Here is a 13246-nt window from a genome sequence, read left to right as displayed (position 1 = left end):
GCATGTCCGACATCCTGCAGAAGATCCTGGCCGTCAAGGCCGACGAAGTCCGCGCCGCGCGCAAGCGCCGCGACCTGCCCAGTCTGCGCGCCGAAGCGGAGAGCCTGCGCGCAGAACCCGGCCTGGCGCCGCGCGGATTCGGCGCGGCATTGCGCGCGAAGATCGGGGCCGGCCACGCCGGCGTGATCGCCGAGATCAAGAAGGCGTCGCCGTCCAAGGGCGTGCTGCGCGAGCATTTCGTGCCCGAGGCGATCGCCGAGAGCTACGCCGGCCATGGCGCGGCCTGCCTGTCGGTGCTGACCGACGAACACTTCTTCCAGGGCCATGCCGACTACCTGCGCCGCGCACGTGGCGCCTGCCCGCTGCCGGCGCTGCGCAAGGACTTCATGGTGGACCTGTACCAGGTCTACGAGGCCCGCACCTGGGGCGCCGATGCGATCCTGCTGATCGTCGCCGCGCTCGATCCGGGCCTGATGGCCGACCTCGAGGCCTGCGCGCACGAACTGGGCATGGACGTGCTGGTCGAGGTCCACGATGGCGCCGAGCTCGAAGCGGCGCTGCGGCTGAAGACGCCGCTGGTCGGCGTCAACAACCGCAATCTGCGCACCTTCGAGGTCTCGCTGCAGAACACGCTGGACCTGCTGCCGGCGATGCCGGCGGAACGGCTGGTGGTCACCGAGTCCGGCATTCTCGGACCGGACGACGTGTCCCGGATGCGCGAGGCCAATGTGCACGCCTTCCTGGTCGGCGAAGCGTTCATGCGCGCCAAGGACCCGGGCGCCGAGCTGGCCCGGCTGTTCGCCTGATTTCCACCATTCACCGCTCTTACGGCGGCGCACCGACCGATCCGATGGCCCAGGAAATCGAACTGAAACTGGCAGTGCCCGATGCCGCCGCCGCGGCTGCGCTGGTGGCCTGGCTCGACGCCAACGCCCAGGCCCTCGGCGAATCGCATCTGCTCAACGTCTATTTCGACACGCCGGCCCATGAGCTGGCGCAGGCGCGCGCCGCGCTGCGGCTGCGCCGCGACGGCAAGCGCTGGCTGCAGACGTTGAAGACCGCCGGGCGCAGCGAGGCCGGGCTGGCCACGCGCAACGAATGGGAGACCGAGGTCGCCGGCGAAGCGCTGGAGCCGGCGAAGCTCGACGACGAGGCGCGCGCGCTGCTCGAGCCGCTGCTGGGCCGGCTGCGGCCGGTGTTCCGCACCGATTTCGTGCGGCGGACCTGGCGGCTGCGCTGCCCGCTGACCGGCGCCGGCGCCGGCGAGACACACGGGCAAGCGCAGGGCGAAGCCGAAATCGAAGCGGCGCTGGACGCCGGCGTGATCACCGCGGTGTCGGAGGATGGCACCACGCCGGCGTCGGGGTCGGCGCGCGAGACCATCCATGAACTCGAACTGGAATGGCTGTCGGGCGATCCGTCACAGGCTGCCGCGACGCTGCGCGCGCTCGGCGAGCGGCTCGGCGCGGTCGCCGCGCTGACGCCATCGGACCGCAGCAAGGCCGCGCGCGGCTACGCGTTGGCCAAGCAAGCCGGCTCGCCGGCGGGAGCCGCCTGATGGGCCGCCGTCCGAACCGATCCCCCGCCGAAACCGGCCAGGGTGAACTGTTCGCCGGCGTGGCGAGCGATGCCGGCGCCGACGCAAGGGCCGATACGCAGGCCGACGCACAGACCGACGCAGGCGCCATTGCACCCGCCAATGCCGCGCCCGCCAGCGCGCCGCCGCCCCGGTGGACGCCGCTGGCGGCGCAGGCCGACGCCCTGCCGCCCGCCTGGCGCGCGCTGCTGGCGCCATGCCTGGCCACGCCCGCATGGCAGCGGCTCGCCGACTTCGTCGACGGCGAACGCGCCGCCGGCAAGCCGGTGTTTCCGCGCGACGTCTTCCACGCGCTGCATCTGACGCCGCCCGAGGCCGTCAAGGTCGTGATCCTCGGCCAGGACCCCTATCACGGCGTCGGCGTGGTCGATGGCATCGAGGTGCCGCAGGCGCATGGCCTGGCCTTTTCGGTGCCGGACGGCGTGCGGGTGCCGCCGAGCCTGCGCAATATCTTCAAGGAAATCGCCGCCGAGTACGGCGACCCGGCGGTGGCGCGGCCCACGGCCTCCGGCAATCTGGAAGGCTGGGCGCGGCAGGGCGTGCTGCTGCTGAACACCGTGCTGACCGTCGAGCAGGGACAAGCCGCCAGCCACGCCCGGCGCGGCTGGGAAGCGGTCACCGACTGCCTGATCGCGGCGCTGGCGGCCAGCCGAGAGCATCTGGTGTTCCTGCTGTGGGGCAGCCACGCGCAGGCCAAGAAGGACCTGCTGACCGGCGAGCACTGCATCCTGGAGGCGCCGCACCCGTCGCCGCTGTCTGCCCATCGCGGCTTTCTTGGCTGCGGGCATTTCCGCCTCGCCAACGACTGGCTGGTCGAGCACCAGCGCGAGCCGATCGACTGGAGCGCGCACCAGGCGCGATGACACCAGGCGCGAATGTATCGTCGCCCCTGCGAACGCGGGGCCCAGCCAGGCTTGCGTGATCGTGAAAGCCGCCGGGTTCCCGCCCGCGCGGGAACGACGAGCAAGCGACTACGTGGTGCGCCACTCGAACAGCTCGAACTCCCCCTCGCCGGGCTCGACCTCGAGCCTTTCCACCTGTGCCGCCGGCGGGCCCTGCTCCATCCATTCGCGCAGTTTCGCCAACCGCTCCGGCGGCCCGTACGCCATCACCTCGACGGTGCCATCGTCGCGGTTGCGTACCCAGCCGCCCAGGCCGAGCTGGATCGCCAGATCCTCGCAGGCCGCACGATAGCCGACGCCCTGCACCTTGCCGTGCGCCACGATGTGCCAGGTTTCCATCGCCGTTCCTCCTTGCGAGTCCGTACGCCCATACATCCGTACAACCGTAGACTAGTGCGATGACGCGGCCATGACCACCCCCGTGCGCGGAAGCCGGCCTGGCCGCGGGCGCGCGGCTGGCGTTCAGGCACGCTGCCGGATTGCACGGCCGATCGCGCCGGTGCGCAGCGCGATCTTGGCGGCGTCGGCGCGCAGCGCGCGCAGCCGGCGCTCGAGCACCGCGTTGGCGGCGCGGCCGGTCGAGCTAGCGGTGCCGCCGGGTTCCGGGGCGCCGGCGGTCTGCACCAGCGTTTCGGTATGCCAGCGGTCGGCCGAATCGGCGAGGCGGGCGCGCCGTTCGGTGGCTTCGGCGAGCGCGGCATCGGCAGCCGCGTCGGCGGCCACGGTGGCATCCGCGGTTTCCTTCGCTTGCCCGGCGCCGTTTTCGCCCGGCGCCTCCGTCGCTTGCTTCTGCCCGGTCGCCTCGGCACGCGAGTCCGCTGCCTCGGCGGCTCCCGGTGGTTCCGATGGTTCCGATGGTTTCGGTGCTGCGGCGGTGTCGGTGTCGCTGTCCCCCGCCGCGCCCGGTTCTGTCACGGCCGCGGCCGGCTGCTCCACCGGCGCCGCCCGCCGGCGGATGAAGCCCGCGCCCCGGCCCTCGCCGCGGTCGCCCTCGAGCAGCCGCTCGCTGGCCAGCCGCAGGCTGCGGCTGGCCGCCTCGGTCGCCTCCTCGATGGCGGCGCGCGCGGCCGGCAGGTCCAGCTCGTCGGCGTGCTGGCGCACCTGGATGCGCGCCGCGGCGACATGGGCCGCGACCAGGTAGTTCTGCACGATGAAGCGGTTCAGGTTGTCCACGGCGCGGTGCCGGCTCTTGGGCTCGTCGAGCATCCGCTGGAACGAGCCGATCAGCGCCGACAGGCTGTCCATGAACTGCTTGCGCTCGACCCGATAGGCGAAGTCATCCCCCGTTTTTCCCAGCAGCAGGTCGCGCGTGGCCGCGATATAGCGGCGGTTGGCGTTCAGCACGTTCTCGACCAGCGCCGGAATCGCGCGATATTCCCAGCTCGGCAGCACGAAACTGAAGATCGATGCGATCACGCCGCCGATCACCGTATCGACCAGCCGCTCGCCGACGACCGTCGAGCCCGGCATCAGCAGGTTGATCTGCACCAGCACCTGCACGCACGCCGCGATCGCCGTGTAGCGGTACTTGATCGTGACGAAGGTCGCGCTGGCCACCAGCGAGACGAACAGCACCGCCAGCAGCACCAGCGGCTCGTGCACCACGCGCAGGATCGCCAGCGCGATGATGCAGCCGATCAGCGTGCCGATCAGGCGGTCGTTGTAGCGCTGCTTGGTCATGCTGAAGTTCGGCTTCAGGATGACGATGATGGTCAGCAGGATCCAGTAGCTGTGCGAGGCGTAGGGCAGATAGCTTGCCAATACCAGCCCGGCCGCCACCGCCATCGTGACCCGCAGCGAGAAGCGGAACACCGGCGCGCGCCAGTGCAGGTTGTCGCGCAGCACGCGCCATTCGTAGCGCTGGCGCGTCAGGAATGGCGTCATGTCGGGGCCGGGCAGCACCTGGCGAGGCTCGACCGGCGTGCGCGAGGCCACGTGCAGCTGCTCGACCAGCGCGATCGCGCCCTTGATCATGTCGAGCGTCTCGCCGAGCGCCGTCATCGCGGCCGGATCGATATGGTGGTGCCGCAGCATCGCGATCTCGTCGGCGACCGCGCGCAGCGCCTCGCGGTAATCGACCTCGGCATACGAGGGCCGGCCGCGCGTCACGTCATAGGCGATGCCCTCGACGTCCTGGCACATCAGCCGGATCAGCCGCCGCAGCGCGTCGAGCACCGGCGTGCCGGCGAAGGTCTGGCGCAGCAGCGGGTAGTCGGTGTTGGTCGACAGGATGTATTCGTACAGGTCCAGCATCCGCAGATGGACCTGCACCAGCAGTCCGTCGTGCAGCGTGCGGTTGCCGCGCAGCACCAGGTCGCGCGCCGCCTGCTGCCGCTCCGCGACCACGATCTGCTGGCGCACCAGCGCGTTGAACTGCTCGTCGTAGTCGTTGCCGGCATCGTAGAAGCCGGCCTTGATCTCGAGATAGGCGGCCAGCTCGTACAGCGATTCGGCCAGGATCTGCTGCTTGGTGCGCCGCTCCATCAGCCAGCTGACTGCCATCGCATAGGCCATGTACGCGGCCGCGCCGGCGCCGAACAGCAGCGCATGCTCGATCGCGCGCCGCACGACGAAGTCCTCGCTCAACGTCAGCGTCATCACGAACAGCGTCGAGAACTGCAACGGCATCGTCTTGTTGCCGTAGACGGTCATCATGCCGGCCAGGAAGGTGACCAGCACCAGCACGACCGGCAGCACGCGCGGGAACGGCGTGACCAGCGCGACGATCAGCGTCACCGCGGTACACAACAGCACGCTGGCCAGCATCTCGTTGAACTTGTGGTTCACCGGGCTGGGCAGGTCCATCAGGCTCGTGCACAGCGCGCCCATCGACACCACCATCGCGGTCGGCAGGTCGGCCAGCTGCAGCGCGATCAGCGTCGCGCCGATGACGCCGGTGGCCGAGCGCAGGCCGCGATAGACGTAATGCGAGAAAACGAAGGTGCGGGGATCGTGGGCGTATTGCATGCGGGCGCGGTGGGCGAGCTACGGCGGACGAGCTACGGCAAACGGCGGGGCCGCCAGCTTACCGGCCCAGCCAGCGTGCGCGCAATGGATGGCGGCCGCGCTGGCGCCGATCTCCGCCTTCTTCGAGCTGCAGCCGATATTCGGTGGCCGGCTCCGGCGCGAAGGTCACCGGCAGCACGTGCAGCTCGTCGCGGCGGAACAGGTGGCAAGGCACGCTGTCGCCGGCGCGATAGCGCGCCAGCAGCTTGTCGAGTTGCCCGGCCCCGTTCGGCGTGACGCGCAGCCCGTCCACCGCGGCCAGCAGATCGCCGGCCGACCAGCCGGCCGCCTGCGCCGCGCCGCCGTCGAGCACCTGCGTCACGCGCACCCAGCCGTTCTCGCTGGTGGTCTTGATGCCGAGCGCCGCCGCGCGCGTGGGCTTGCGCGGTTCGGCCCGGATGCCGAAGGCCTTGAACAGCGCGGGCAACGGCAGCTCGCCGGTGCCCTCGGTCCAGGCCCGCAGCTGCGGGGACACGCGTACGCCGGCCACCTCGTCGATCAGCGCGTGCACCTCGTCCTCGGTGACGCCGCGCTGCACCGCGCCCGGCGCGTAGAAATCGCGGCCATAGCGCCGCCACAGCATCCGCATCACGTCGTCCAGCGAGCGGCGCCCGTCGGTGCGGCTGCGGATGGCCAGGTCCAGCGCCAGTCCGATCAGCGAGCCCTTGGTGTAGTAGCTGACGATCGCATTGGGCGCGTTTTCGTCCTGGCGGTAGTACTTGGTCCAGGCATCGAACGAGCTGTCGGCCACGCTCTGCTTGGTGCGGCCGCTGCCGCGCAGCACGCCGTTCCAGGTCTTGGCCAGCAGCTCGACGTATTGCTGCTCGGTGATGCAGCCGCTGCGCACCAGCATCAGGTCGTCGTAATAGCTGGTGAAGCCCTCGAACAGCCACAGCAGCGGCGTATGCGTTTCGGCCTGCAGCCGGTACGGCACGAAGGCCGCCGGCTTGATCCGCTTGACGTTCCAGGTATGGAAATACTCGTGGCTGCACAGGCCCAGGAAGCCGCGGTAGCCCTCGCTGCTTTCGGCGCTGGTATCCGAGCTGCCGCGCACCGGCAGATCGCCGCGCGCGCACATCAGCGCGGTGCTGGCGCGATGTTCGAGGCCGCCATAGCCGTCGCCGGTGACCATCGTCATGAAGACATAGCGGCGATTGCTGTCGAGGAACGGCGCGCGCTCGCTGCGCGGCTCGAACAGCCGGATCTGCGCCTCGCAGATCCGCTTCAGGTCGCGGCAGACGCGGTCGATGTCCAGCTGCGGCACGCGGCCGGTGAACACCACGTCGTGCTGCGCGCCGCAAGCCTTGAACGAGCCCATCGCGAATTCGCCCATCTCGACCGGATGATCGATCAGCTCGTCGTAGTCGGCGGCGCGATAGCGGCCGAAGCCATAGCGCTTCGCACCGCCGCGGCCCGGCGCTTCGGGCATCGCCGTGGCGACGCGCCAGTTGCGATATTGGTCGCCCTGCGGCGGATGGATGTCGACGGTGCAGGGCCGGTCGGCCTTGCCGTCGACGCACAGAAACACCGAGGTCCCGTTGAAGAAGCCGTGGGTCCGGTCCAGATGCGCGGCGCGCACCGACAGGTCCCACGCGTAGACCTCGTACGACAGCGTCAGCGGACCTTGCGCCGGGTCGATCGGCTCGGCCTGCCAGCTGTGCTTGTCGAGCTTGGTCAGCGCGACCGGCCGGCGGTCTGCTCCATTGCCGGCATCGGCGCGAATCCTGACGATGTTCCGCGCGAACTCGCGAATCATGTAGCTGCCGGGAATCCACGCCGGCAGCGAGAAACGTTGGCCGGCGGGATCGGGATCGTCCACCGTGACGGTGACCGCGAACAGATGCGCTTCGGGCTGAAGCGGGGCAATGGCGTAGTGGATCGGCTTCATGGCCACGATTGTAGCGTCACGGGCACGTGGGCCCGGGCGCTGCCGTTGACCCGCTCGGGCGTTGATGCGTTGATGCGTCGGTGCGCTGATGCGTTGGTGTCGCGTTGGTGCCGTCGCGGTACGCCCGCCGCGCGCGGCGCCGCCTCCAATGTCAGCGATTGACGTCGACCACCACGCGTCCGCGCATGCCGCCCGCAATGATGCGCTGGCCCGCTTCGATCGCCTCCGCCAGGCCGATCTCCTGCGTGATCGCCGCCAGCCGGTCCGGTTCCAGGTCCTGCGCGAGCCGCGCCCACGCCTGCTCGCGCCGCGCCATCGGCGCCATCACGCTGTCGATGCCGTGCAGCGTCACGCCACGCAGGATGAACGGCGCCACCGAGCCGGGGAAGTCCATGCCTTGGGCCAGTCCGCAGGCGGTCACCACGCCGCCGTAGCGCACCTGCGCGATGGCGTTGACCAGCGTGTGCGAGCCGACCGCATCGACCACCGCGGCCCAGCGCTCCTTCTGCAGCGGCTTGCCCGGCGCCGACAGCTCGGCGCGATCGATGACGTCGGCCGCGCCAAGCGCCTTCAGGAAGTCGGCCTCGCCGGTCTTGCCGGTCGAGGCCACGACGCGATAGCCGAGCTTGCCCAGCAGCGCGATCGCGACGGTGCCGACGCCGCCCGACGCACCGGTGACCAACACCTCGCCCTGCTCCGGCCGTACGCCCGAGGCCTCCAGCGCCAGCACCGACAGCATCGCGGTATAGCCGGCCGTGCCGATCGCCATCGCCTGCCGCGTCGTCAGCGACTCGGGCAGGCGCACCAGCCATTCGCCCTTCAGGCGCGCGCGCTGCGCCAGGCAGCCCCAGTGCGTCTCGCCGACGCCGTAGCCGTTCAGCACCACCTTGTCGCCGGCACGCCAACGCGGATTCGACGACTCCAGCACGGTGCCGGCGCCATCGATGCCGGCCACCATCGGCCATTTGCGCACGACCGGACTGCGGCCCGTGATCGCCAGGCCGTCCTTGAAGTTGATCGTCGAATAGTCGATCTCGACCAGCACGTCGCCGTCGGCGGGCAAATGGTCGTCCTGCAGCGTCGCGATCTCGGCGCGGGTCGACGGCTTGTCGCCGTCGGTCTGGGTCAGCAACAGTGCGCGGAAGGTCATGGTGGTGTCTCCTGGGGATGCGATCCGTTATGTGTTCCGTTGTGCGATCGGTTGTGAGTTCCGTTATGCGATCGTGCAGGCCCTGGAGGCCATGCCGGCCCACGCCGGCCTGCCGCGCCGGACCTGCTTGGTTCCTTACTTCTTCAGGCTCGACAGCTTGCGCTCCAGCGTGGCGACATCGGCCGCGCCCGGAATGCGCGTGCCATCGGTGAAGAACACCGCCGGCGTGCCGGTGACATTGAGGCTGTGGCCCAGCGCCAGGTTTTCTTCCAGCGGTGTCTTGCAATTGCCGGCACCGCTCGGCGTGACCTTCGACAGCATCCAGTCGCGCCACGCCTTGGTCCGGTCGGACGCGCACCAGACCTGCCTGGCCTTGACGGTCGAGTCCGGCGACAACACCGGATAGAGGAAGGTGTAGACCGTGATGTTGTCCATCTGCTGGAAGGTCTGCTCGATCTGCTTGCAATAACCGCAGTTCGGATCCGAGAACACCGCGACCTGGCGGCTGCCGTCGCCCTTGCTCCATTTGATCGCGCGCGACAGCGGCAGGTCGGACCACTTGATGCGATTGATCTCGGCCAGCCGCTGTTCGGTCAGGTTGGTGCCGCTGCGCGTGTCGAGCAGTTCGCCATTGAGGATGTAGCGCCCGCTGGCATCGGCATAGACCAGCTGGCCGCCGATATTGACCTCGTAGAGGCCGGCGATCGGCGTCTTCTCGACGCTCTTGATCTCCGCGCGGCCGCCAAGCATCTTCTGCACGTTGGCCTTGATGCGGTCCGCGGTCGGGTCGCTTGCGGCCAGTGCCGGGTGCGCGAAGGCGGCGGTGGCAACGGCGAGCGTCAGCATTGCCACCGCGCGCGCGGCGCGCTGGGTCAGCACGTTGCGCAGCGGGTTAGCGTGCTGCGGGTTCGGGCGGGCGGAGCGCCCGAGGGAATACGGCATATTGACTCCGGGTTCTGGTTGGCTCGGATGTGGGTGGACCGGGCGGATCGGCCGCGGATGGGTTCGGTGCATTGGCGGCGTTGGCTGCGTGCAGCGCGCTGGCGGCGTCGGTTGCGTTGGCTGCGTTGGCTACTTCGGTTGCGTTTGTTGCGCGGCTGGACCGCCTCGATGGCGCCGGCGCTCAGCCGAGCGCCCGTCCGATCAGGAAGCGCTTGAGCAGCGCCTGGCCGCCCACCGCCCGCATGCCGGTATTGCGCACCATCCGCGCCAGCCCGCCCTGCAGCGAAAACAGCCGATGCAGGCCGTCGGTGGCGGCCGTCAGCGACAGCAGATCGGTGGCGCGCGCGCGCTCGTAGCGGCGCAGCAGACGCAGATCGCCTTCGTCGCGGAACGACTCTTTGGCGGCCATCACGCGGCCAAGTTCCGCGACATCGCGCAAGCCGAGATTCATGCCCTGCCCGGCCAGCGGGTGCACGACGTGGGCGGCGTCACCGACCAGCACCACATGGGGCTGCACCACGCACTCGGCATGCTGCAGCACCAGAGGGAACGCCTGCGCCGGCGTCACGCAACGCAGCGCGCCGAACTGGCGGCCGACCGCGCCGCAGGCCGCGTCCATCGCCGCCTGCGCCAGCTGCTCCGGCGTCAGCGCGGTCAATTCGCGCGCATGGGCCTCGTCGGCCGACCACACCATCGACAGGTAATTGCCCGGCAGCGGCAGCATCGCCAGGATTTCGCAGTTGCACGACTCCTCGTCGGCCAGCAGCTTCGGCGGCGCGCCGAGGAACCACTGCCACGCGGTCGCGTGATGCGGCAGCTCGCAGGCGAAGTTCGCGACCACCCCAGACTGCCGGTAACGCCGCGTGCTGACGCCGATGTGGCACTGCGTGCGGACCCACGAGCGCGCGCCATCGGCGCCGACCACGCAGTTGGCGCGGACCCGCGCGCCATCGGCCAGCGTCAGCGTGACACCCAGCTCGTCGCGCTCGAAGCCGGTGGCGGCCTGCTGATACCAATGGACCTGATGCTGGAAGCGCAGCGCGGTGTCGAGCACGCGCTCGACATGGCTCGATTCGATGATCCACGCCAGCTCCGGCACCGCGGCCGCGTAGGCCGAGAAATGCAGATCGCCGGTCAGGCCGGCGTCGTCCCGCGCCGCGGTATCGTCGCCGAACACCCGCATGTCGCGCACCGGCTGCATCCGCGCCGGGTCCAGCGCCTCCCAGATCCGCAGCCGGCTCAGCAACGCCTGAGAGCTGGCCGAGAACGCGTAGACGCGGCTGTCCCAGTCTCCCTCACCGGGCGCGGCCGAGCCGGCCGAGGCATTGCCGGGCCGCGGCGCGATCAGGGCGACCTGCATGCCCTGCTGCGCCAGCAGCAACGCACAAGTCTTGCCGACGATGCCGCCGCCGACCACGGCAATCTGGAAATGGGAAAACGAGGTCCGCGTGGACGCGCTGGCTCTGGTCATGGGGCGATTATAGCCAGCGGCCTTGATGGGTCACCCAGCGCTCGCCCGGCAGCCGGCGCGCCCCTTGGTATGGACCGCGCGGACGGGCAGGCTTCCGGACGGCCATCCGCTAGAATACCGGCTTTGCCATCGCTTACCGCCCGGAACACCATGAGCCTCAAATGCGGCATCGTCGGCCTGCCCAACGTCGGCAAGTCCACGCTGTTCAACGCCCTGACCAAGGCCGGCATCGCCGCCGAAAACTATCCGTTCTGTACCATCGAGCCCAATGTCGGCGTGGTGGAAGTGCCGGATCCGAGGCTTAAGGCCCTCGCCGAGATCGTCAAACCCGAGCGCGTCGTGCCGGCGACGGTCGAGTTCGTCGACATCGCCGGCCTGGTGGCGGGCGCGTCCAAGGGCGAAGGCCTGGGGAACCAGTTCCTGGCCAATATCCGCGAGACCGACGCCATCACGCACGTGGTGCGCTGCTTCGAGGATCCCAACGTGATCCACGTGGCCGGCAAGGTCGATCCGCTGTCCGATATCGAAGTCATCAATACCGAACTGGCGCTGGCCGACCTCGCCACCGTCGAAAAGGCGCTGGCACGCTACGTCAAGCCGGCCCGCGCCGGCGACAAGGAAGCGCAGCGGCTGGTCGCCGTGCTGGAGAAGGCCCAGGCCGTGCTCGACGAGGCCAAGGCCGTGCGCACGCTGGATCTGGCGCCCGAAGAATGGGACGCGCTGCGCCCGTTCTGCCTGATCACCGCCAAGCCGACCATGTACGTCGCCAACGTGCGCGAGGACGGCTTCGAGAACAATCCGCACCTGGACGCCGTGCGCAAGTACGCCGAGACGACCAAGTCGCCGGTCGTCGCCGTCTGCGCCGCGATCGAGGCCGAGATCGCCGACCTCGAGGACGAGGACAAGGCCGTGTTCCTCGCCGACCTCGGCATGGAAGAGCCGGGCTTGGACCGCGTGATCCGCGCCGGCTTCAAGCTGCTGGGCCTGCAGACCTACTTCACCGCAGGCGTCAAGGAAGTGCGCGCCTGGACCATCCACGTCGGCGACACCGCCCCCAAGGCGGCCGGCGTGATCCACACCGACTTTGAACGTGGCTTCATCCGCGCGCAAACCATCGCCTTCGAGGACTTCATCGCCTTCAAGGGCGAACAGGGCGCCAAGGAAGCGGGCAAGATGCGGGCGGAAGGGAAGGAGTATGTGGTCAAGGATGGGGATGTGATGAACTTCCTGTTCAACGTCTGACGGTCCTTGACCCTACGAACGTAAGCATTTCGGACCATAACCCCTAGGTGAAACTGCCCAATTTCGAGCCGTTGGCAAAACAAGCGCACCGAGGTCGAAGACGATATTTCGACAAACCTTAGTTTGCCGCGGCGCACGACTTGTTGTGGCAGATCATATAGTTCGTGCACGGGCGGTTAACAATGCGGCCGCTACCTTTTGTTACGTTTGACGATCGGTAAGGGATGGCCCAGGCCGGGCACCGACCTGGCCCGCCTAGGCTCCTCCATCTTCTGTGTAGGGCCATTGTCCCTCGGGAGCCATTTCCCGCGGACGTCCCTTACAGGAAAAGCCGACTTGAAAAGCGGAGTCAAAACATTACGGCAAGCACTGTGCGCCGGAATACGGCTTTATACATTGGCTCACGCCGCGTACTCACACGGACAAGTCAACCCTCTCCACCAAGGTCTTCCGACCTCATCAGTACTGCTGTTGTAGAAATAGGGAAATCAGGCGAACGGATTGGCGTATTTTTTGAGAGAATGCCTTATTGGAACAATTTACTTTCCCATTGAGGGAGCTTGGGCTATATCTCAATGCGTTTTCTTCCAATCACGCGTCGCCCCGAAGGCGGCCACGCCGGCCTTTCGTGCCCTTTGGGTAAGTACCAAGACAAGCTGCAGCTTTGCACTGTCCAGTCTCAGGAAAAGCTCAAAGACCAACGCCAGCTGGTGGCAACCGAATCCATCGGGGCATCCAATCGCGCCGAAGGCATTGTCGCCGCAGCCTCGAGATTGAAATCGGTAGTCCTCCTCAACCCATCGCAGGACCATCGACGGCCCGCGCTAGGGCCACGCCGGGGCGTTAATCGCAAAAGCTGGCTTGCGTACGCCTTTCAAGAATGGCGTAGCGCTGCAATTGCAGCGCATGGCGAATCTCGCCCGATCTTAAGACACTATACAGGATTGGCAACCTGCTACGCGACTTATGGTTGCTCCGCTGGCAATACACGGCCATTCGTCCGCCTGTCGTTTCCCGACCGTAGCAGCGCATGACCTATCTGTTGGCC

The 13246-nt window shown here is 68.5% G+C and carries 10 protein-coding genes; 4 read left to right on the top strand and 6 right to left on the bottom strand.

The window, feature by feature from the left end; translation table 11 throughout:
• The first annotated feature begins 2 nt into the window (after positions 1 to 2).
• From trpC to F7Q96_RS17880, 3 genes are read left to right on the top strand one after another with little or no spacing between them, the layout of a single operon-like run.
• Complete coding sequence (gene trpC, locus F7Q96_RS17890) at positions 3 to 806, top strand: indole-3-glycerol phosphate synthase TrpC (RefSeq protein ID WP_053822597.1); 804 nt, start codon at positions 3 to 5, stop codon at positions 804 to 806.
• Positions 807 to 850: 44 nt separating this feature from the next.
• On the top strand, positions 851 to 1558 hold the full coding sequence (locus F7Q96_RS17885) for a CYTH domain-containing protein (protein WP_053822598.1): 708 nt from the start codon (positions 851 to 853) through the stop codon (positions 1556 to 1558).
• The gene (locus F7Q96_RS17880) at positions 1558 to 2460 is read left to right on the top strand and encodes a uracil-DNA glycosylase (protein WP_082371556.1); all 903 of its coding nucleotides are present in this window, start codon (positions 1558 to 1560) and stop codon (positions 2458 to 2460) included. Before F7Q96_RS17885 ends, F7Q96_RS17880 begins: the two co-directional genes overlap by 1 nt.
• A gap of 108 nt (positions 2461 to 2568) precedes the next feature.
• On the opposite strand, the gene F7Q96_RS17875 is transcribed toward F7Q96_RS17880, so the two are convergent.
• The 6 genes from F7Q96_RS17875 to F7Q96_RS17850 form a co-directional block, all read right to left on the bottom strand.
• Positions 2569 to 2838 carry an acylphosphatase gene (locus F7Q96_RS17875; RefSeq protein ID WP_053823213.1) on the bottom strand — a complete coding sequence of 90 codons (270 nt, stop codon included), beginning with the start codon at positions 2836 to 2838 and terminating at the stop codon, positions 2569 to 2571.
• Positions 2839 to 2961: 123 nt separating this feature from the next.
• On the bottom strand, positions 2962 to 5466 hold the full coding sequence (locus F7Q96_RS17870; protein WP_053822599.1) for an FUSC family protein: 2505 nt from the start codon (positions 5464 to 5466) through the stop codon (positions 2962 to 2964).
• A gap of 58 nt (positions 5467 to 5524) precedes the next feature.
• Positions 5525 to 7393 (bottom strand): M61 family metallopeptidase, encoded by a 1869-nt coding sequence (locus F7Q96_RS17865; protein WP_053822600.1) that lies wholly within the window; start codon positions 7391 to 7393, stop codon positions 5525 to 5527.
• Positions 7394 to 7544: 151 nt separating this feature from the next.
• Positions 7545 to 8543: an acrylyl-CoA reductase (NADPH) gene (gene acuI, locus F7Q96_RS17860; protein ID WP_053822601.1), complete on the bottom strand. Its 999-nt coding sequence runs from the start codon at positions 8541 to 8543 to the stop codon at positions 7545 to 7547.
• A 135-nt stretch (positions 8544 to 8678) separates the two neighbouring features.
• Complete coding sequence (locus tag F7Q96_RS17855; protein ID WP_053823214.1) at positions 8679 to 9389, bottom strand: DsbC family protein; 711 nt, start codon at positions 9387 to 9389, stop codon at positions 8679 to 8681.
• A gap of 277 nt (positions 9390 to 9666) precedes the next feature.
• Positions 9667 to 10956: a UbiH/UbiF family hydroxylase gene (locus F7Q96_RS17850; RefSeq protein WP_053822602.1), complete on the bottom strand. Its 1290-nt coding sequence runs from the start codon at positions 10954 to 10956 to the stop codon at positions 9667 to 9669.
• Positions 10957 to 11106: 150 nt separating this feature from the next.
• Between F7Q96_RS17850 and ychF the strand changes: the two genes are divergently transcribed.
• On the top strand, positions 11107 to 12198 hold the full coding sequence (ychF, locus tag F7Q96_RS17845; protein WP_053822603.1) for a redox-regulated ATPase YchF: 1092 nt from the start codon (positions 11107 to 11109) through the stop codon (positions 12196 to 12198).
• Positions 12199 to 13246: the final 1048 nt, after the last annotated feature.

The sequence above is a fragment of the Cupriavidus gilardii genome (assembly GCF_008801915.1).
Lineage (GTDB): Bacteria > Pseudomonadota > Gammaproteobacteria > Burkholderiales > Burkholderiaceae > Cupriavidus > Cupriavidus gilardii.
The sequence above is the reverse complement of the archived record's forward strand: the minus strand, read 5'-3'. Positions and strand labels throughout refer to the sequence as shown.